The sequence below is a fragment of the Dyadobacter sp. LHD-138 genome, from assembly GCF_030929615.1.
Lineage (GTDB): Bacteria > Bacteroidota > Bacteroidia > Cytophagales > Spirosomataceae > Dyadobacter.
Genome location: NZ_JAVFVU010000044.1, coordinates 1 through 21,613, shown reverse-complemented (window position 1 = coordinate 21,613; position 21,613 = coordinate 1). Strand labels below are relative to the sequence as shown.

General features: G+C 40.0%; 16 protein-coding genes and 1 pseudogene. 8 read left to right on the top strand and 9 right to left on the bottom strand.

Annotated features, from left to right (window positions below; all coding sequences use genetic code 11):
- Positions 1-11: 11 nt before the first annotated feature.
- From RB622_RS25810 to RB622_RS25770, 9 genes are all read right to left on the bottom strand, one after another.
- Positions 12-1,046, bottom strand: a complete 1,035-nt coding sequence (locus RB622_RS25810) for a FecR domain-containing protein (protein WP_308049655.1) — start codon at positions 1,044-1,046, stop codon at positions 12-14.
- Positions 1,047-1,370: 324 nt separating this feature from the next.
- Positions 1,371-2,624, bottom strand: coding sequence for a site-specific integrase (locus RB622_RS25805; protein ID WP_308049654.1), 1,254 nt, complete (start codon positions 2,622-2,624; stop codon positions 1,371-1,373).
- 785 nt (positions 2,625-3,409) lie between these two features.
- Positions 3,410-6,328, bottom strand: coding sequence for a C25 family cysteine peptidase (locus tag RB622_RS25800; protein ID WP_308049653.1), 2,919 nt, complete (start codon positions 6,326-6,328; stop codon positions 3,410-3,412).
- 40 nt (positions 6,329-6,368) lie between these two features.
- Entirely contained in the window at positions 6,369-7,568 is a 1,200-nt protein-coding gene (locus tag RB622_RS25795) for a hypothetical protein (protein WP_308049652.1), read from the bottom strand.
- 763 nt (positions 7,569-8,331) lie between these two features.
- Entirely contained in the window at positions 8,332-8,697 is a 366-nt protein-coding gene (locus tag RB622_RS25790; RefSeq protein ID WP_308049651.1) for a helix-turn-helix domain-containing protein, read from the bottom strand.
- A gap of 332 nt (positions 8,698-9,029) precedes the next feature.
- The gene (locus tag RB622_RS25785; RefSeq protein WP_308049650.1) at positions 9,030-12,149 is read right to left on the bottom strand and encodes an AAA family ATPase; all 3,120 of its coding nucleotides are present in this window, start codon (positions 12,147-12,149) and stop codon (positions 9,030-9,032) included.
- Positions 12,146-12,688: an ABC-three component system middle component 1 gene (locus RB622_RS25780; protein ID WP_308049649.1), complete on the bottom strand. Its 543-nt coding sequence runs from the start codon at positions 12,686-12,688 to the stop codon at positions 12,146-12,148. The genes RB622_RS25785 and RB622_RS25780 overlap by 4 nt, the downstream gene beginning before the upstream one ends.
- The gene (locus RB622_RS25775; RefSeq protein WP_308049648.1) at positions 12,672-14,027 is read right to left on the bottom strand and encodes an ABC-three component system protein; all 1,356 of its coding nucleotides are present in this window, start codon (positions 14,025-14,027) and stop codon (positions 12,672-12,674) included. The genes RB622_RS25780 and RB622_RS25775 overlap by 17 nt, the downstream gene beginning before the upstream one ends.
- Positions 14,028-14,029: 2 nt before the next feature.
- Positions 14,030-15,097, bottom strand: a complete 1,068-nt coding sequence (locus RB622_RS25770; RefSeq protein ID WP_308049647.1) for an MBL fold metallo-hydrolase — start codon at positions 15,095-15,097, stop codon at positions 14,030-14,032.
- A 258-nt stretch (positions 15,098-15,355) separates the two neighbouring features.
- Between RB622_RS25770 and RB622_RS25765 the strand changes: the two genes are divergently transcribed.
- The 8 genes and pseudogenes from RB622_RS25765 to RB622_RS25730 all read left to right on the top strand — a co-directional run.
- On the top strand, positions 15,356-16,456 hold the full coding sequence (locus RB622_RS25765; RefSeq protein WP_308049646.1) for an ABC-three component system protein: 1,101 nt from the start codon (positions 15,356-15,358) through the stop codon (positions 16,454-16,456).
- A complete protein-coding gene (locus RB622_RS25760) occupies positions 16,446-16,913 on the top strand; it encodes an ABC-three component system middle component 2 (protein ID WP_308049645.1) in 468 nt (155 codons plus the stop codon). The genes RB622_RS25765 and RB622_RS25760 overlap by 11 nt, the downstream gene beginning before the upstream one ends.
- Positions 16,914-16,921: 8 nt before the next feature.
- Positions 16,922-18,799 carry a hypothetical protein gene (locus RB622_RS25755; RefSeq protein WP_308049644.1) on the top strand — a complete coding sequence of 626 codons (1,878 nt, stop codon included), beginning with the start codon at positions 16,922-16,924 and terminating at the stop codon, positions 18,797-18,799.
- 426 nt (positions 18,800-19,225) lie between these two features.
- On the top strand, positions 19,226-20,023 hold the full coding sequence (locus RB622_RS25750; RefSeq protein WP_308049643.1) for a hypothetical protein: 798 nt from the start codon (positions 19,226-19,228) through the stop codon (positions 20,021-20,023).
- Between the two features lie 119 nt (positions 20,024-20,142).
- Positions 20,143-20,343: a hypothetical protein gene (locus tag RB622_RS25745; RefSeq protein ID WP_308049642.1), complete on the top strand. Its 201-nt coding sequence runs from the start codon at positions 20,143-20,145 to the stop codon at positions 20,341-20,343.
- A 77-nt stretch (positions 20,344-20,420) separates the two neighbouring features.
- A complete protein-coding gene (locus RB622_RS25740) occupies positions 20,421-20,708 on the top strand; it encodes a hypothetical protein (RefSeq protein ID WP_308049641.1) in 288 nt (95 codons plus the stop codon).
- A 134-nt stretch (positions 20,709-20,842) separates the two neighbouring features.
- Positions 20,843-21,214, top strand: a complete 372-nt coding sequence (locus RB622_RS25735; protein ID WP_308049640.1) for a hypothetical protein — start codon at positions 20,843-20,845, stop codon at positions 21,212-21,214.
- Positions 21,211-21,613 (top strand): annotated as a pseudogene (locus RB622_RS25730) (hypothetical protein); the annotation flags it as partial. The gene RB622_RS25735 and the pseudogene RB622_RS25730, both read left to right, overlap by 4 nt.

The window sequence follows — 21,613 nt, the reverse complement described above, 5'->3', positions numbered from 1 at the left end:
TGCCTATTCTACTAGTGTGTTGCTGACTTTAATAAGATTACATTTCCGTTTTGCTGCACTTTTGCATTTAAAATTGCACTCAGTACCGCTAGTGTCTCCTGTTCGTTGGCGAGTGGAATGGCGCCATCCAGTTTTTTTCCAGAAAAACTGAACCCGTCGAGCATGATTTGTTTGCCAAAAGTATCCTCAATAACCATCAACACCGAGCCAATATCTGCCTGATTCATAATCAGTTCCCGATCTTTCCAATTGTGTATTAACGCTGAATTTATTACTGCCTTAGTAAACCCGGCAACGCCAGTTCTGCTTACCATTTCGCCCGGTTTTAGCCTCACATTTGCTGTTGCATCAGATACCTGCACCGAGCCAGACACCAGCTCAACCTCCAAATGTTTTCTTCTGTTTTTAACATTAAAAACAGTACCCAGTACTTCCACATCAAGGATATTGTTGACGTGCGCCACAAAACGGTGATTTTCCAAAATTCTTTCTTTATCACGATTGATGTGCTGCACATCGAAATGAGCCTCTCCGTCCACCCAAACCTCTCTTGTCTTATTCCTTTTCCAAGTACTATAATAGCTCACCGACGAATTGGCACCTAGTACGATCGTAGACTTATCCGGCAATTTTATCGTCAGCTGTTCGCCATTTCCTGTTTGGTACAGAACCTTTCTCCCACCCGAATACAACCATATAGAAACCCCAATACTCGCTACGAGCAGGAGAACGACAGCAGCATACCGGGCCATCACCGGATACAATCTCTTTACAAAAGACGGTTGCTTCTTATTTCCTTCAAAAGCAATCCGGTCTTCAATCAATTGCCAGGTAAGCTCTTGCTGCGAATTGGTTTGAGATTTCTGCGTTTCGGACAAAAACAAAATAATCGCTTCGGCCTCCCGAATTATTTCTGCCTTGACCGTGTTTTCAGACGTTAATCGGCTCCATTTTCCATTATTCGGTTTTCCTTGTTTAACCCAATTTTTAAAATTTTCGTCAGCCAGAAAATCAGTTAATTCGTAATCCGTATATTTCTTTTGCATCAATTAATTTATCTCATCCACCTACTATACAGTTCAGACTTCCCCAATTATCCCATGGGAATGAATTTTATTTTTATTTATTCTATTTAAGGCTGATAGATTCGACTTTAAAAGAAGGTAAAGTATTTATTTGTGTCAAGGTTTGTTCCAAGACAAACCATGGCATTGGTCAATAGACACCCTGCGAAAGTAAATTAAGCGCAATTGGAAATTAGATTGGCATTGTGGAAGCAGCAATAAGCGTTGCTTTTAAGGCAAGTCGTTTGTGGTTCCTGTATGTTTCTTTAAGCAGCCTGAGTACCTTTATTTTTCGGTTTGTGTGTTCTATACCGATACGCCAGCAGCCATACTCTGGCTGATCCTTGGTTTTCGCACTTTGGCATAACGCTGGGTGGTCCTTATTGACTTATGACCCAACATTTTGCTTACATCTTCCAAGGGCACTCCATTGTTAAGCATAATATCTGCAAAAGTATGCCGGGCTAAATGCGTATTGAGCTCTCTTTTAATGCCACATAATACTGCGATCTCCTTTAAATAACCATTGTATCTTGCATTACCATTGACAGGAATCAACCGGTTATTGATTATGCAATAAGGATCGGTTTTGTACTTTGCGATCAACTCTTCGATGATGGGTAAAATCGGTACCATTTCGCTGACACCCGTCTTACCGCGGTCTTTGATAAGCCATCTTTCTGCATTTAAACCCACTTTAACAATATGATCCGGCGCAAGACCATAAAGGTCCTGAAAGGCAAAACCAGTGAAACACTGAAAAATATAGGCATCTCTTACCTGGTCCAGCCGAGGAATATCAATTTGTTTACGATAAATGGTTTCGACCTCAGAGAGCTCGAGTGGCACAACATCGGCCTGCTCTCCGCCACATTCAAAATCGTGGATCGGGTTATTGGCAATCAGACCTTTGCGGACACATTTTTTTAAAATTTGCTTGGTCTTCTTGATGTGTTTCTTCGCTGTTACTTCTGATAGAGGATTCTCTACTTCCACGGTCAGGTACTCGTAAAAAGATTCAGCAAAAGAGTATTTGATCTCACTCAGATTGATATCATTCCTTTTAAATTCGTGCACAATAAAAGATTCAACCTTTCTTTTGGTTGATCTCCACTGACGTAATGTCCCTTCCGATCTCAGACCTTTCTTAACTTTCTTTGTAAAAGACTTAATGAAATCTGCAAATATCGGCACCAGCGTTTGTATAGCCACAGGCTCACTTTTCGATTGTTTGTCATAATGGACCGGAAGCCCCAGGTAAACGTTTTTGAGCATTGAACTTGTAATCTGTACATGCAGCGTTTGCAATACCATAAAATGACGTTCCAGATCTGACTTAATTTGCAGGATTTTCTGGTTGGTGATTTTGGCTTCCATACCGCCTTCGGTCACCAGCTTAAGCTCATGGTCCCAGAACTGTGGATCGACTTTCCTGCCAAGGGAAATCTCGTCGTCTCTGCCTTCAATGGTAATCCGGGCGTAAATGGGTGCTTTGCCGTCTTTGGTTGCCTTGGCTTTAAAAACCCAAAGCAAAATTGAGAGTTTCTGATTGCTTTTCATTCTTCACACTTTTAAGTTATCAAATCGTTTTTCCGGATCTACCGGAACGAAACATTGATTTCCTCAAAACCACAACACATCAGCTGTTTTCGGAAATTCGGTTACCCAATCTACAAATTCAAATGGGTAACTGAATGGGTAACCGATTTCTTTGGTTTACCTTGATCTCGAATGAACTGCTTTTTTGTAAAAAACACTGATTATCAGTACAGTTTAAACAAAAAAAAGCGCACCTTAGTGCGCTTTTCGTGATCCCGCTGGAATCACAATTTATGCATTAACACGATTGACTATCAGATACTTACAATTGAAATTTCAGCAGGTGACTGAATTGGTGACCGATCAGAATGAGTTAGTTAGATCAGGTTTGGTTCATTCTCCAACATAAATTTAGTCTTTTTTCTTGTTATTAACAATCCCAGATCCTAGTTTCAAAAGCGCCTATTTCCGGAAACATCAACACATAATACCATTGTTAGATTGGTCGACCTCACTACTATTTTAAATCATGGTTTATATATCATGGGTTTCTTGGACCAAAAAATGTTGGGCGACACGACGAGACTGAATTCCATATTTTAACCATACAACGAAGTTATGAGCAGATACAAAATCATCCTAGTGACTCAAAAAGTAGATCAAACTGCGTTGAAAAATGATCTTGGCGCCAGCATAATCCGAAAATCGAATCGGTTTCTAAACCATGGGATCAAAGATCGTTCGTCGCCCCCAATCCTTGACCTCATGGTCACTTAACAATCAGATTCAATCGATAGTAACTTTGCTCAAAATTTAATAATTTTTTTAGTCACCACTTTATCGTTAGTTGAGATTCGAAACAGATATGTACCTGGCAAATAATTAGTCAGGTCTATTATTCCTCTGTTAGCCTGAATCACTTTGGTTTGTAACACTTTTCCATCGGTAGTGACAACCTCAATTGTCGCTTCATCACCTTTTTCTAAAATGATGTTGGCACTCGCGGCTGTTGGGTTCGGATAGACTACAATTCCCTTATCAATTGATTCTGAAAGGATTTCTCGCATAATCTCCTCAGATTTTCTTGCCGTAGATTCGTCGCTACCACTGCATGGCTCAATGTAGCCCAGAAATTTCGCGCCAGGCTTAACCACAAAGTTGGTTGTAAGTTTGACCTCTAAGCCCGCGTGATATTTGGCCGAAGCACTTGCCAGAATCGTGTTTGAGGCGATAAGTAAATTTTCGGCCTGTTTTACATCATTCTGGCCGGGTGCCAATCCTGCAACTACTTGATTGGAAGATCTGCAACTGGCATCTGTACGTAAGATCCGCAGCGCTGGGTCACCATGTAGTATGCGTTGATGAATTGCGTTTGTAATCCATGCGGAGTTCGCAGAATAACTACTATAAAATTTTTGATATACACCAGCCAGTCGATTTCCAATAGTTCCGGAGTTGCCCACTTGACCATCCCTAAAAAGTGAATCATATAATATCGGTAAGAAGTTCTTCTCGATATACTCCCACCCATATGTCGAAATCCCCGATACCGCAATGGCACCTTTGTTTGCCGTGAGCAACCAGTCGGATGCCAGATGAGGTGTCGTACCTTTAATAAACACGCTACCAACGCCACAGGCGGCATAGATATTAATGGGATATTTCCCTTTATTGACATAGTTCCTGGATGGATCGGACGCATAGCCGAAATTGAAAACCGTATACGTCGAATAACCATGACCAAAATAACTAACGACGCCAACTCCGTCGTTAATCTCGTTAGTAACATTAACAGATTCCTGTCCTGTACCAGGAGTTACCCGTTTTTTAACAATAACACTACCCGAATATGGAGCTGAACTAACTCTGCCACTTATATCACTTAGATTTGCTGCAAATGTGGGTAACTCATATGAATTTCCTCCGTCGGACAAATGCAAAACCTTTTTCTTCCAATCCTGGCTGGATGTTTCCTGCTCGTATTCGATTACCTTGCTGAGATAGTTTAATACCTGCTGAGAAGAATCAGCGGGAATTCTACCAACTGGAATTCCAGGAAGCTTATCTGGTACGGACCCTATTCCAGCGGTCAACAGATTGTCATTACCTGGTTCTCCAAGCGTTGGTACAGTGTTAGGTAATTCTTTAAAGGTCTTGAGTGTCCCGACGTTTCTTTTACCAGGGGAATACCCTAGAATTCCATTCACGCCAGAAGTATCCGCAACATCTCTGAATCCATAGGACGTACCAACCAAAAGTAGGTTGCTCTTGTCGGAAATTCCTTCTGAAAACGCATAATTCACAAACCGCCTGATAGCCAAAGGACTAGGTTCTCCGTAATTAAAAAGATTGTATACATCGCGCACATCCAAATTAAGCGTTTTGTATCCACCCCCAAGTGTTGACGCCCTGTATTGTGCAATTGAACCTGAGGCTGACAACAAATTTGAGCTTGCAACGATCAAATATTCGTAGTCGCCAGGATTTAATGAAAGAAAACTTGTGGGTGAGATCACCGGAGTAAGCCGGTTGCTATAGACCAACAACGTCAATTCCTTTCCCGATATTCTGGGAACCATCATATCCAATGTCCCACCAGAGGAAGTAAAAGGGATAAATTTGGGATTGCTGCTGTCCGTCACATCCAGAATCACAGCTCCGTTAGGCGCATTCGTGATATGAACATTGCTTACTGCACCACTTACTACGGGCAGATTAAATACTTTAGATATCTTGCCATTCATATTGAACAGCTGTGGATACTGTAGTTTCAAATAATTCACCGAAAAAATCGCGGTGTTATCAAGGTCGTTGGGGTCGGTGGAGCTTCCCTTTACGAGTGATTTTAATTGAAAAAGCCCGTTGCCGGCTGTATCAATATTGTTCATTACATCCAGTGGGTAGCTTTTCGTTAATACATTGGTACCGGAAAACACTGCATTACTTCCAACGGGTTGGACCGCCGCACCGGATTTACCAATAGAGGCTAATACGTTGTTTTCCCTCGGAGACCGCCCGTTAAATAACACTTCTATTTCTCCACTGATATTGGTATTTACGTAAGGAACGTCTAGCTTAAACAAATAATCAAAGGTGGGCTTGTATCCAGCAACCAAAGGGCAAGTGCAGTCGTATGTCAATTGACTTGATCGCCCCTTTCCTTCTGTTAAATAGCTTGGAAACCGTGAATGTGTAAAAAAGTTGAAAATTCCTGTATGGGTATCCTCCAAAGTGTAGACAGATATATCCCTTTGCCAGTGGTATGCCAGGGCGGTACCTGTCTGAGGAATAACACTTTCCTGGGTTGCAAGTTTGGTATTGTTACCTACTTCAGAAACTGTAAGAAAATAATATCCCTTATCCGAAAACCAGCTAAAATATGGGTTGGCTCTGGAACCCGTGTAAGGACGATATAGTAAAGCATCACTGGCTCCGTCATTAGGTATGCCATAAAACTCAATCTCCGTGTTGCTAGCCGAAATCAAAGCCACTTCAACGCCGCGTCGGTACAGATGCAATTTGTTTGGTTTATTTTGAAATTGTGACGGAAGAGTCATTTTGTAAATTCCTTGTTGTTCAACTTCCACTTTGAGCCAAGGTTGTCCATACTTACCATCGAGCCACTCATTGCCGTAAGTTCCGGCCTCGGGAGCCTGTCCCACTGCTCGAAACCAGATTGTCGCTAACGCGACAATCATTATTGTGCATCTAATTATGATTTTCATTCCAAAGGAATTTTAGTGTCACGTGAAGAATATTGAACCGTTACTTCCGCTTCTCGCCGGATACTTTCGCCGCTATCTCAAGCGCGCTCAATCGCTCAGTCAATTGCTTAATTACTTCATCTTGTTTAATGAGATACAAGGTCAGCTCTTCAATCTTTTCCATTTGTACCTTAGCTATTTCCCCCAGGTTCAGTCCGGAATTTTTAATTTCTACCGCTGATGGGATATTTGGAAGGTGACGATTTTGAATGATAAAACTCTTAACATCGGGTAAGCTTTTCAATTCATAACTATCATCAAAGACATAGTCGGCCCAGTCGTTTCGAATTCTAATCTCCTCAGCCAGAACACCTCCCTTAACGAACAATTTATAGTTACTTAGACTTTCCCCTCCAAGCGATGTCGGATATGAATTTGTCCCCACACCTACCTGTCCATTAAAGACGAGCTGTTTTAGACTAAAATCTCCCTTAATAAGTGGACTGATCGTATCGGAATTGGCGATATACAATTTATCGCTCCCCATCTCATTAAATCCTGCCCGATAACCAATCAGCACATTTCTAGATCCTGTTTCGTTCATTCTTCCGGAACTACTTCCTAGAAAGGTATTTCCAGTTCCGTTTGTAATACGGACACCACAAGATTCTCCTATCATGGTATTATACCATCCTGTGCTATTCGAGTACCCTGCACCATTCCCCACCAGTGTGTTATTTTCACCGGTTGAGTTCAACACACCGGCCTGGGAACCCATAATTGTATTAAACTTACCCGTCGTATTAAGCATTCCCGTGTTGCTACCTAAAAACGCGTTAAATTGTCCAATAGAATTGTCTCGACCAGATTGGTATCCTACAAATACATTGAAGTAGCCTGTCGTAGCATTAAAACCACTTCTTGATCCCATATAAACATTCCATTTCCCAGTAGTATTTGAATAACCACTTTGATTTCCGATAAATACATTTCGATCTCCAGTGCTAATCCTTCCAGCGTTAAATCCAAAGTAACTACTGCTATCTCCCGAAGTTCCAGCTCCTGTCCCATCATAAGTAATGGTTCCATTTGTAGCGGAAACCCCTGACATTCTCGCATTTCCGGGTTGTACCTCTTCTTTTGTTGCGCTTTTCCAAGGTTCAGTTTTAGCATCATTTTGCGCATGGGCATGAAAATACGAGCCCGACAATAGGGAAATAACTCCCAAAACAATCTTTTTTGACAAATAACCGTGTTTCATTTTATTAATGTATGTAAAGGTATCCCTACTCTGTTAAGGCTTTTCGGGTTCCGCCAAGCTCTTTCGTATTTTCAATAAAACAGAAAGTACATTCTTTCTAAATGCACTTTTTGGTAAGCAAAATTGGGTCCAGGTCATCATCTAATGAGATGTCAAAATTGATCTTCGTTAGCTATTGAATATTCCATTTAAATTTTCCTAAAACGAAATGCTCTGCCATTCGTGAAGATTTCGGATATAATTGCCAAACAATCTGAAAACCGAAAACATACAACAATAAAACATAAACAATTAGTTAACAGATAAAACGTTACTTCGGATTAATTTAGCAGGTCTTATGATGTCCAATCCCCGAAAGAAGTCTAATAGTACTTGCAATTAAACGTAATAATAGTACTACAAAAAATTAAATAAAAGAAACTAAGATACTTTTTCATGAAAGCAATTAAAAAAAAGATATTTCATCTATCAAATCAGGGAAATTTACTTAGTGACAATTCGAACGCTTTAGCGTAGACGCAATAAATAAAACTTAGCTCATTGTATATTTCCCCGCAACTTACGGCCATCATAAAGTAATTACAACGCGGTTCTCTTGGGGGCTACACCTTTGTGGGTTGATAAATACTTGAAATTTCAATTCTTATCCAGTTTACCGGTAAAATTTGCTCCCAAACGCACAAAGATCTAGAAATGTCAAGGCTCCTTCTTTCGAATCTAATAGCCGTTTTGTCCCAACAACACTAACATTTTTCATAAGTGCTCAAATTAAGAATTGGCACTGCTGCACAAATGCGTTACCTGAGAATTTAATCATGGGAACCAATTCTATAGTATCCGGCCTACCAACTACATATTTGTTAGTTGGTAGGCCGGATACGTCTATTTGCGGAAAACAACGTTGCAGATTCAACAATCTGTCTTGCGGTGGCTGCTGTTTAACCGTTCCGAAAAAGTCATCCAGCTCTTTATCATTCAGGCTGTTGATCTGTTCAAAGGTAAGTCCGCTCGCATCAAAAGTGGCCATGTACTTCTTAGCGGTATTGCGGGAAACACCTGTCTGTTCCGCTATCCAGAGCCTGCTGCGACCCTGGCTGTACATCCGTAAAATCTGTCTTATTTTGCTCATGCTGATTGTCGAATTGGCCATACCTTTTACGCAATTGGTTCACGTCAAAAATATGGTTGATTCTACAGCATTTTCTAATCTCTCAGGTGGTCAGTTTGATCCGAAATGGGGTGGTCAGTTTCACCGAATTTTCCATCATGATTTCTAAAATTGACAATGTGTTGCTTATAAAAACCCTCAGCTTCTTTTCTAATAATTAACTCTTCGTCCATTACTATTTCTAAGTTTGATGATGTTTTAACTTTATTTGACTATTATCTTAGTCATAGAATCTTACCCTCCTTTGACTCCATCTCAAATATAAATTATTTACAATCTACTTTTTAAATCCATCAACTCACAGAATTTTTAACTCTACCTACGCTTTCCAGTTGAAGGAACTTGGATCTAAATTGTCCAGGTGGCATTTTTTTTTGCAGAAGATTAAAAAAGTTTTCGTCATGGGTAGATAAAATGATTTGTTTATCGTAATTCAATATTATACTTCTGAGAAGATCTATGGTAGAGAGAATATTTACGCTGTCCATGGACTGTATTGGATCATCGATAAATATGCAATCGTAATTCGATGCATTCAGTGCCGAAGCTAAAAAGATGCTGAGGCTTAGTATATTGACTTGAGCGGTGCTGAAATACAAATTCGGTATCAATATCTCCTCATCTCTTGTATTTTTTACGAAAACATCAAGTCTTGGAGCTTCAGAATCAAAATCCGCTTTTATATGAACTTCTTTAAAATCAGGATGAGGGTCAATCTTTCTGTATAGATCATTAATTAATTCTTCGTAGAAAAACTCTTTAACCTTTGCCTCAAGAAAATACTTAGCATTATTAACCTCATTTTTTAGCAATTGACATACTTCTCCGGCCAAAAAAACCAGTTCTTCCTTAAATTTAATAAGGTTTGTTTTTGCAATCTCGGACTGTAAGAATTCTGAAATATTAGCACCGTATCTCTCAACTTTTGAGTATTCATTGATCAAATCGCTATTGGCCTTGAGCTCAAGTGCAAAGCCAGCTTCTTTTAATTCCAAAGCTTTGGATAGTATTTCCTGTTCCAAATATGTGATGTCCAATTCCAGTTTATCTTTCAAAAAATTTTCATAAGCATTAGTTTTTTGCCTTACGTTATCCCTCTCACTCTTGATGTTATTAAGGTTTTCTAATAAATTTCCTTTAACGTATGGAGCCAGATCAGCCGACAATGTTTCCAAATCCAATCTTAACGCAGCAATTTTGTTCGCATTTTCCGTAGCCAGACCAGACAACCTATTTAACTCAGTTTCCACTGACAATCTGGTTACTTCGGATGAGGGAAGATTGGCCTGAAACCACTGAATTACGGATAGATATTGCTCAGATTTACTCAAACTCGCCAAATCTTGGACTAAGGCTTCCAAATTACCTGCTAGTTGCTTACTTTGCATTTGTAAAATCGCCTTACGTTCGTTCGTAGCGGTGAGATCCTCGCTCAAAGTTTTTTTATTGTTTTCCAATGCAACTAAAGTCGCCCTCAATTCCGCCTCATATTGGGAATTCGTCATGCCCTTTTGTTCGACGAAGAACTCTCTTTGTCTTTTTTCAAGAAACTCCAATTGTCGAACTAATGTTAATATTGTCTCATTCAAGAGCCTTAAACCTTCGCTTGTTTCAACCTCAGCAATCTTGTTTTTATCAATTAACCCTTTGAAATAATCCGATACAATCTGATTTTCGCTTTTAATAATTTTCTCCAAATCAGCAATGTCCGTCTCAAATTTATTTTTCTCAACAAGTAAGTGCTGTAGCGCCTTCCCTAATGCTTGATTATTAGCAATTCGTTGTGCAAGTTGTTCATGTGATGTAAACTGCTGCTCGCAAAGTGGACAGGTATTGCTCTCTCGGTTCCTATTTAAAAGATCCAATCCTCTTTTGATAAATTCTAATAGCTCGGAGTTTAAAGATTCCTGCTCTTCGATACTCAAATTCAGTTGAGCAAGCGAGACGAGCTTTTCCTCTATTTTAGCGCGGCTGGTACTGATACTTTTAATATTGTTTAACAAAGTCTTATCCTCGATCATATCAGCTAAATTGGCGGCTAAGTCGATTTTGTCAAGAATGAGTTCTATTTTAGAAATATTATTTCTAATGATTTCCATTTGAGACATAAGCGGGCTAACTTTCTCCCGCTGTTCGCCAAGTAATTTTGAAAGTTCACTAATTTGACCGGTGAGTTTGCTCATTTCGAGAGCTCGACCCGGTAACTCTGAGATTTTCTCTGATGTCTTGACAATTGAAGATAATATGTCGTCCAAATTGTTAATTGTAGCCTCTTCGTGTCTCTCTACTATGGATAAGCGTTCGTCATTAAGTTGTTTACCAGTTGTAAAATCGTTAGAAGAATTCCGCTTGTCAGATAGTAAATTCCCTATTCGTTCATATTCTGCAAATTGCCTGAGTGCCGAAGAGGCCAGATCCTGCTGTTTGTCAAGCTCAAGCAACATCTCATTGAGGTTAATGAGCTCGGTCGATTTCTTTTCACGGTTTTCAAACTTAACATTTATCTTACTAAGACGATCTATTTCGGCTTCCACTTCTCCATGCTTATTTAGCAGCTCGAAATAGGATTTTAAACTCACGGTCTCGGCATTTCCAACTTTTGCGATGGTCACCAATTTTAGTTTTTCCGTAATTTCTTTCTCTTTGCTTAATGAAATAAGGCGATCAACAACCAGATTTTTCAGTTTACTAATGTCCTCTCTTGAAGAATTAAAGGTTATCTTCTCGAGACCAGGTTGTTTGAATTGTTCTGATAGCAAATCGAGTTGGTTATTTATACTGTCTAGTACGTTTTCTGTTTCTAGGTCAGAAGTACGCTCTTCCTCTTCGCTAATTTTCCCTTCGAGGTTCTCAATTCTGTCGTCGCAAACGGTTAATAAACTTTTTAAATTTTTGTAGTATGTATCCAGCTCGCTTAGCTCAGGATTTTCCATAAAGATCTCATATCTTCTGGTGCCGTCTACTTCCCGTAGAAACGCAGAAATCCATTCCTGAGATAAGATCACACTTCGGAAAGTCCGGTTTTCGATATTAAGACTATTCACTGCATCTGCCTTCCTGTTACCATGGGGCTTCAATTCTCTATCAAATTGCGTAGCCTTATCCGTGGTGATCTTTACATAAGTTGGCAAAATTGAACTTGTATTTCTCCAAAGCTTTATTTGATGATTTGATAAATCCTTTAAAGCATTTATAGAACCATTTGTTATAGGTTCATTCTGCCAAAATCGCTGGATATTGTTGGTCATTCCCCATTCGACAGCATCGTAAAAGGATGTCTTTCCATATCCATTAGGCGCATATATCGATACAAAACGTGCAGTATCATCATGTGCTATTGAAAAATCAAATGTTGCATTTTTCGGATCATCGTAAATTCTGAAGGCCGATATTTCTATTTTTTTAAACTTCATTGCCTTATATTTTTTAATTCAGTGACTAGGTTGTCAAAGACAGAATGAGTTTCCTGAGTTATCTTTTGTTTTTTTAACACTTTTCCCTTTTGTAGCCCCCAAAGTAGAATGTTAGGTTCAAACGATTTCGTGATTGTAGAAGTTGTTTCGAGATTGAAATCTATATTTTTATTTATAATATGCTCATTAATGATTTTTTCATGATCATCGTTATCAACTACAATCTTTCGAGATGAAAATGTATCATTCTCTATTTGAAGTTTCACTCTACTATATACACCACCGTCAGCAATGTAAAGTGGCTTAATAAAAAATAAATAGATATTCCATACCGAAAATTCCTCAGTCAGTTTGCTCTGAAATTCAAAAGCAATAAAATCTACAATTTTAGACCAATGCATAGTCAGTTGCTCGTCATTCACGGACTGAATAAAAAATACGGGAATTTGCCCAATGTATTCAAGACTTTCGTACTCGAGGGTAAAACCTTTAAAAAGATCATCAAATGAGGTGTGAAAATCTTTATCCAAATAAGTCATGGTACTCTATTTTAAGTTTGTCCAAAAGTTGTTGTTCTGTCATCGCCTTGTATTCCATCAATTTTTCTATGATACACTTCACCTTAAAATAGTCCAAATGCACAAAATCAAAAGAAGTAAAAGGATCAATACCTTTATCAGCTTTAAAGCCTCTTTTATCATACGGTGTTGAGATATCTATCAACTTGCCCTTGGGGATCTTGTACGTTGTTTTAGGAGGTGTCTTTGAGCTCACAAATATCACTGAATCCGGTTTTAAGCCAACATAGTCAGATTTCCCAAATTCTTTGCGTACATCGGTCCAACCATAACCGTCAATGTATTTTAAGCGATAGCTATCGAAAACCTCCGATAACATTTCATATTCTAACTTTTCGTATTTGACAATCTTAAGAATAGTTAGGAATTCCAGCCATGCAATCCAAATGTTTTTGTACGAGAAGCATGCCGTTTCCTCTTCTAAAATCAACAACCTTTTCTCGAATAAATCTTTAATAGCCTTCGGTGTTATATTTGACTGAACGATTTCTTCCGCCTTATTCCTTAAAGTTGTCCGGGCCCCAGCAATATCGTTTTCATCGATCGCATCTACTTCCAATATAAAAGCTTCATCCCTAAGAAATGAAAATGAATTGTAATACGGCGGATGCAACGGCGCTAATTTCCCAAGATTATCGGGGAGTGCTACGATTTGGTTAAAATACTCTATAGGAACAAATTCGATTTGGCCTCCTGCAAAATTTTGATGTGTGACCTCGCTTTGAATACCAATGATTGAAATTCCTTCTTGAGTAATCTTCACGATTCCACCACCTGACATCCCTGCTATATGCTCCCTTGCGAAGTTGATATTTTCAAGTTGTGCATTATATGAATGAGCCCCGGGCGCATTTAGATGCGTGATATGGTAGATTGCATTTCTGTTCCCAATCTCTCTCAATCTGTACAGTTCTGGATAACCAATTAGAGAGTATCCCACCGTCTGATGGGAAATATCCGATTGAAAAATTTTATTGAACCCGTCGATAAAGCTTACCTTAAGTATAGCCGCATCGGCAGTATCTGAGGGAAAATAAGTCTCATTTCTAACAAATTTAAAACTAATGCTTTCTTCACTCCAGGTTTCGTTGTTGAGAACAAGCCGTCGAATAGGAAATAAATCTCCGTCAATTGCAGTAAAGTTGTGAGGATTTCCGTCTTCATCCAACTTAATTCCTTCGAATAGATGTTTAGCGGTTAAAATATAAGTGTATGAGGAATCGCTTATCATTGGCTGAAATAAACAACCACTACCCTCATTGACTAAAACTAGATATGTTTTAAGTATTTCAGGTGTCATAACTAATAGATAAATTCCTTCGTAATTCTTGCACGTATACGGAAATTGGCTCTATCCTGTGTAGAAAAAACTCCGTCTCTCACATGTTCGTAGTTAAAATGAAATACCGCGTTGGGATTTTTACCAATTATTCTGGCCAGTGTCTGTTTGCTTGGGTGGTCGTGGCCAGAACTATCTGTGCTTATCAAATAATTTTCAGTACTTACAGAAGCTAATAATTCTTTGTTAGTATTTGCCTTACTACCGTGATGGGAGACTTTCATGAAATTTACAATCAATGGATTGGTAGGTGTATATCCAAGTTTCTTTAGTGATCTTGTTATACCCACTGGAAGGGAATCAGCTAAAAATAGAAATTTTTCTTTCCCTAGTGACAATATAAATGAAATAGAGCTTCCGTTTTTCACACTTTTGTCCTGTTTGAAACGATATTTTTTATCCCCTCCTTCATCAATAAATATTTTGATATCCGTATTCCAGTCTTTTTCTCCGGATCCAGTATACACGTCATCGCCAGTCTTTTCATGATACTCTTTCATGAGTTTATTTAACTGGGTTGTACTTGGGGATAAAATTTGGAAAGTTGCGCCATGGACATCAATTTCATCGTCCATTAAAATTAGTTTTCTTTCCCAGATTTTGTTCCGTAGCAAAAAATCTTCGAACGCAACTGCCTCATGAACACCGGTCGCAAGTGTACTTGACAACTTTAGTTCAAGGTTCAACTCGTCATTCTGAGGAGAATTAAGAGTTTCTGCAATAAGTTTTCCAGAATTGAACCAGACTTTTTTTATCAGAGTCGGGGCATTTTTGTCCATTTGAAATAGCCTCAAAAAGCCACAAACATGGTCATTATCGATATGAGTCAGAACCAACAAATCAATATTTTCCTTGCGTATTTTGATTGCATCAATCTCAGCCTTCAGCTCACCATATTGCCCACTTGACGGGTCATAGTAGGTGCCATCCATCCCTCCATCAATTATAATATTACGCTTGACTTTTGTGGTATCTTCGAACGAAATTAAAAAACAGTCACCCTTGTGGGCCTTTAGAAATTTGATATTCATAATGAGGAGGATTAATTACATAATTAATCCTTAAATATTATAAATTTTTACGAATTAGTTATAATATTGATAATATATGGTCAAAATAGATTTTATAAGGAAAACTAAATTGAAATCATTCTGGCGTTAAGTTTTTACTCCTTCATTTAATGAGCCAGACTGATTTTGCCTCAAACTCAATTCCGTAAACAAAGTAGAAATACTTCCAATAATCTTTTATATTTTGCAGCCAATAATTGACTAATAGACCCTCCTAAAATGCTTCACGAACTAACGCTGTGTGCGCCATTGGCCCGAAGAAGAATATCTTCGCTGGAGATTATGCAAGGCCCGATCATTCCTGCTCATCAGGTGGTCGAGGTAATGCCCGCGGATGAATATGAGCTTTACACCATGGAATGGGTGTACGGCTATCTGAAATCTAAGTATTTTAAAGTCAGGATTTTTGCAGGGGCCGGCGACAAGGGGCGAGATGTAGTAGGCTATGATCAAGACGGCAAAATCGATATTTATCAATGCAAACACTACGATCAGAAAATCTCACCAACGACTCTCTACCCTGAGCTGGCTAAGTTGGTATACTACACCTACAAAAAAGAATACCCGGTGCCTGAAAAGTATCTCATGGTTGCTCCGAAGGGATGCGGACCGGCTGTATTGGATTTAATTGAAAAGCCGATGGAACTTCGCAAAAAGTTGATTGAAACCTGGGACACCCACTGTAAAGATAAAATCAGCAGAGGATTGAGCATAGAATTGACTGGCGAATTCAAAGACTACTTGGAGGCCTTTGACTTTAGTATATGTGGGGATGTTGCTCCGCATGAGCTTTTGGAACAGCATAAGCAAACCACGTATCACATTCTTAGATTTGGAGGTGGGCTAAAGCAGTTTCGCGAAATTATCCCTGAGCCTGAACCTGAAATTCAAAACAGAGAATTGCGGTATACCTCAATGCTTTTTGATGTTTACGCGCAACGGTTAAACTCGTCAATCAATACTATTGAGGTCCTCAGGTCAGCAAGCGAGCATTTGTTTAAACACTTTGGTAAACAACGGAATTCATTTTACAGCGCCGAATCTCTAGAAAAATTTAGCCGTGATAACTTTCCGGATGCCGTACCGATGCCATTTGATGAGCTTAAAGACGAAGCAGAAAATGTTCTTTCAACAACTTTGGAGCTAAATATTGAGAAATCTGGATATGAGCGATTGCTTATTGCATCTCAGGAAATTAAACGTCAAGGTTTTACTGCAAGCCCGTTGGCTGCAGAGATGAAGAGTATAGATAAAGATGGTCTGTGTCATCACCTAGCAAATGAGCAACGTATAAAATGGATCGACGAAAATGGAGAATAACACACGTTTGTTTAATACCCCTCTGGAAATAGGGTTGCGCCTTTTGGTATTACTGTCTCAATCCCAAACGCAAATGGATTCAGAAAAATTGATGTATCTTGATTTTCTTTGCTTAAACACTTTTGATATCGGCGGACCTGAAAGTCTGCATGCGCCGATCCCCAATAGGGGCGTTCAAGTGTTTGCAAAAAAGGAGCTGATCCAAAGGGGGTTGGCAGTGATGCTTTCCAAAGAGCTGATTGCCATTATACCAACCGAAAAAGGTTTTCTTTACTACGCTACCGATGCGGGCAGATACTTTCTACAATATTTCCAAACGCCATATTATAGTAAATTGGTTGAAAAATCAAGTTGGGTTGTATCCTTATTCGATGAGGAGTCGACCCAAGAAATCAAAAAATACATAGACGATAATCTTTCTAAATGGGGAGGTGAATTCGTTGAGGCAGCAAAATGAGCTTAAATATGAGTGGCTTTTATATAAAAGAATTAACCGTTTCAGGCGGTGGACAACAAGTAAACCTAAAATTCGAAAAGGGAGCAAATCTAGTAACGGGGGCATCCGATACAGGTAAAACATATGTTTTCTCGGTAATATCCTACGCGCTTGGCTCATCCCAGGAACCTAAAACTATACCAGAAGCGGTCGGATATAACGAGGTTTACTTGACTATCGCCACCTTTAAGAATCCTGCAACTTACATCCTTCACAGAGTATTTGGCAAAAACCAAATACACATCCGACAGGTGAATCATACAGATGGTCTAGACGGCAAGCCTTTTTCAGTCTATAAAAAGTTTACCACAGCTGGCAAAGCCAGCGCCGAAAATCATATCTCCGGATTCCTACTGTCGCTATGCGGCCTGAACAATTTACTAATATTAGAAAGCAAAACAACAGGAAAAACCGTCAATTTGACTTATAGTTATCTTAGAAAACTCACCTTTATCGACGAAAGTAGAATTATCACCACGGGTTCCCCATTTTATTTTTCTGACCAATATATCGATCGTACTAAGTCGCAGTCGTTACTTAATCTACTTTTGACAGGCCACGACGCCTCGGAAGTCAAGCAGATTGAAGAACAAAAGGTTAAAGAGACCCGGATCACAGGCAAATTAGAATTTTTGTCCGGCCAGGTTCTAAGATTTGCTCACGAGAAAGAACTTACTACTGCCGAGTATGCTACCAGTGTTGGCAAGAGCCATGAGATCTATTTGGAAATCGACCGCGAGCTGAGGGAAAGTATCGAGCTTGCGAAAGCACTAACTGCAAGAAAAAATGAAGTTACCTTGGTACTGCAAAACTACTATGAAAAGTTATCGTACAAGACAGAGCTCCTGAATCGGTTTAAAGTACTGGAAAAACAATATTTATCAGACAACGAAAGACTAAACTTTATCCTGGAAAGTTCAATTCTGTCTTCTCAACTCGGAGATACCCTCTGCCCAATATGTTCATCTCCGCTAGATGAAAACCACCTGCTGCATGTCTCTGAACATGAAAATTTTCGGGTTGCAGCATTAGAGGAAATAAACAGAAACAGCACTAAACTAATTGGATTAAGGGCATCGATATTGGATCTCCAAACTGAGGAAAGTGAAATTCGTATTGGGATTGCAGGAGAGGGCGCAGAAATATCCCAAATTGAACTCGAGCTTTCTGAAAATCTAACACCTAAAATTGAGCATCTCAGATCAGATCTTCGCATCTATTTGAACGCGGAGCGATTGTTGAATAAGATCAGTTTTATCGACGAGCAGTTAAGCTCGTTATATCAAGAAAAAGACCGTCTTGAAAAACAACTCAAACTGAAGGAAACAGCCGAAGATGGTGCTATTGTTGAATACAGCTCGCTTCTTGAACTGTCTGCCTTTATAGAAACCCGGCTATCGGCTTGGAATTATGAACAATATGTTAAGGTTGATTTTGATTCCAGATATCAGACATTCGATATTGCCATATCGGGTAAAAATAGAAGTAGTTATGGGAAAGGCAAACGTTCTATTTCCTTTGCTGCGTGTCTGCTGGGCTTGATGGACTACTCCCAAATAAACGAGATGAATTCCCCTAACCTATTGGTTCTAGATTCTCCCCTGACCACATTTGAGGAAAAGAAGCAGGAAACTACCCAAGAAGACGATCTGTTGTCGAAACAAGTTCTTCGTTCCTTTTTTATAGATTTTGCCGAGACGTCAGATTCCAGCCAGGTGATCATTTTCGATAATAAAATGCCAGACCGAGCAACGATGCAGCTAATCAACGGAAAAGTTAACATGCACGTATTTACTGGATCAGCACAGGGGCGTTTCGGTTTTTTTCCACCATCTTCACAGAACTAATATTAAAAATTGTTTGTATCGACGTGCACTGGTTCCAAATTTTTCGAACCAGTGTGCTCGACGAAAAACTGTCATACCTTTTGTTTTACCAAGCCGGTCGCTCTCCAACGTCGCTGTTTTCCTATTGGGTGGCAACCGTTAGCCGGACGAATCAATGACAAATCAATAAGCGTTCAAGTATTAGCTACTTCACCCAGCAATGGGACTTCACCTATTTAGAATTTGCATAGGTAATGTAATTTCCAATCTACTTTTCTACATTAGCAGCACAAAGCAAGTTAAAATGGCTTTGTTCAGGTCAAATGTGAAACGTAAACAGAGAGAAAGATGAACCTGCATACTAATCAAAAGTACCCCCTACTCAAATATTTATCCGAGGAATTTCAAGGGAGCTTTTTTCAAAACGAGCTTACTTGTTTAAACCGGATGCTGATCCTTTATCACAATTGTTATAGCTTCTGTATTGATGACAGCACGGCGAACTACTTGGATGATTTTGGAAGATACCTGCAAAGACCTTTAAATTTTTGGTATCTACCTGCCACAAAAAGACAGCAGATCAACCTGATCCGCAACCGGATGCTATATCTGCTGGAAAATAACCGCTCAATTTATGAGCAGCTACTGGCCCGAAAGGATTACAGCGCTTTCGAAGCCAAACAAGAAACGATACTTAAAATCTACCAATGGCTTCAAACCCTGCCACATGAGCCGGCAGTGAAGAGTGAAATTGATATCAACCAATGGAAACTCGATCTAAAATCACAGTTCGGACATTTGTTATTGGAATCTGAATCTGCTGCACCGGAATTACAAAAGGTTTTCAAGAAACTGCCTCCCTTTGATTTTCATCAGATTCTAACCGGAGTGGACGAAGCGAGCCGGAAGCAAAAATTTCAGCGCCTCATTGCTATACTGCTTAAAGAGCAGTGGATCTCTCCCTGTAAAACCGAAGGAATCTACCTGTTCAAAAATACCGGTACCGGAGCAAGGCTCCAATTAGCAGCGCTATACTTCACCCTTAACAAGCATGGCCATATCCAGCAGCGGCTTACCGCTCCCAGAGTAGCAGCTCTTTTTAACAGCTGGCTATCCCATAGCATCCCGCGCGAGTCGTTTATTAAGATTTTTCAAGCCGAGCAACAGGACACTTTCAACTGCGGTGCCCACAAGCCCAGGTTTAAATATGTCCAGGATTGCAGCCTTCTGCTCCGCGATCTTTAAGGAAGTTTCGGTCCCAAATTTTTCTTTTTTGTTCTTTTTCTTCCTAGCGGAATAACGGGAACATTATTGTCAACTACCCGCCTGAAATTTGCAGCATGTTCCATTAAAACATGCTAACGATGCTATTTCAAGCCGAAGATTCGGGTCGGGTTACAACCCGTCCAAACACAAGAGTATCCCCGGTGAGTACCTCCACTGCTCACTGGGCTTTAAGCAAGCAGCTCATTTCCCTACCAGCCAGCATCAGTCAGGGAAGTAATTTCAGGGCAGACTCCCCTGCCGTTGGGGTACATGCCCTACCAATGGCGGGCCGTGCATAACAATCCTTTTGCAAGGAAATCGACTCGTCAGCTCTTTGAGCTTCAATTCTTATTAAATCATTTAAACCAAAACCGTCATGAACGAGATTAAACAGCAGCTTATCGGACTCTTTGTGAGCCGTGATGTGAAAAGAAGAAAGAAACTGTATCAGTACTATGAAAGCTACTTTAAGCAGCAACATTCGGTCCGTTTTACACTCCTTTTGATCAATGCCGATCTGGGAAGTACGCTAGTCACATGGCTGGACATCAAATACATCCGTGCCCATTGCCATCAGTGGCAGACTACCCAGCCAGATCAGACAAATACTTTACAGCAGCTAGCTGAAAGCAATACCGTAGAGCAATCCGGGAGCTCCGGTTAAAATTAATCTATTCCAGACAGCAGTAAATCCAAATTCCATGATGAAAAAACTTCATGCTTTCTACCCGACCAGGGCGGGTCCGGAACTCCGTATATACCTAACCGGAGAAGACAATTACTTTAATCCCCAAGCCGATGGACAAAAAAACACTGATCGACCTTTTTGAGCGGAGAGACAAGAAAAGAAAGCGGATCCTTTACGAGCTGTATTTCGATCTGATCACTTCCAGGCTATCGGCACGCTACATTGCCGAAATGATCTGCAAGGATATGGGCCATGCGGATATGGTCAGCGCCGCAGACATCAAGTTCTGCCGGTTTCAGTTTAAAGGCAAAGTCGCCAGCGCTGCATTACGACCGGGTTTCCGATCAAAACCTGTTTCTGCTTCACCGCTTCAGCCTGAACCGGATAGCCAAAGCCCCGGTTCTACCGCCTTTTGGGCAGATCCGGACACCATGCGTACACAAGAGAACATTATTGTTGAATCTAAATTTTCTAAAAAATGAAACGCAAATTCCATTATGTGCTGCAAGCCAAGGGCGGTGTAGGCAAAAGTCTTTTTACCTATCTAAGGGCCCTGGCCGAATATGATCGTTCTTCCCTGTTTGTCGATGTGGACCATTCCACAAAGACTTCAACCCGTCAGCTTAAATTCCTTGGAGAAGCCAGAACGGAATCGCTATCGCTGGCCGGTAAACGCGATATGATTGTCAGAGACATTTTTATCGGTTACGTGGAAAGCCTGGTTGATGCTCCTTTCGATGAGATCTTTATGGACTTCGGTGCGCCGGAAAGCGAGCAGTTCCCGGCACTGGTCTGCAAAGACCTGAACTTTAAAGCCTGGTGTGACAGGCTGAGCAACGAAGTTACTTTCCATATCATCATCGCAGGCGGTGGTGCGTACC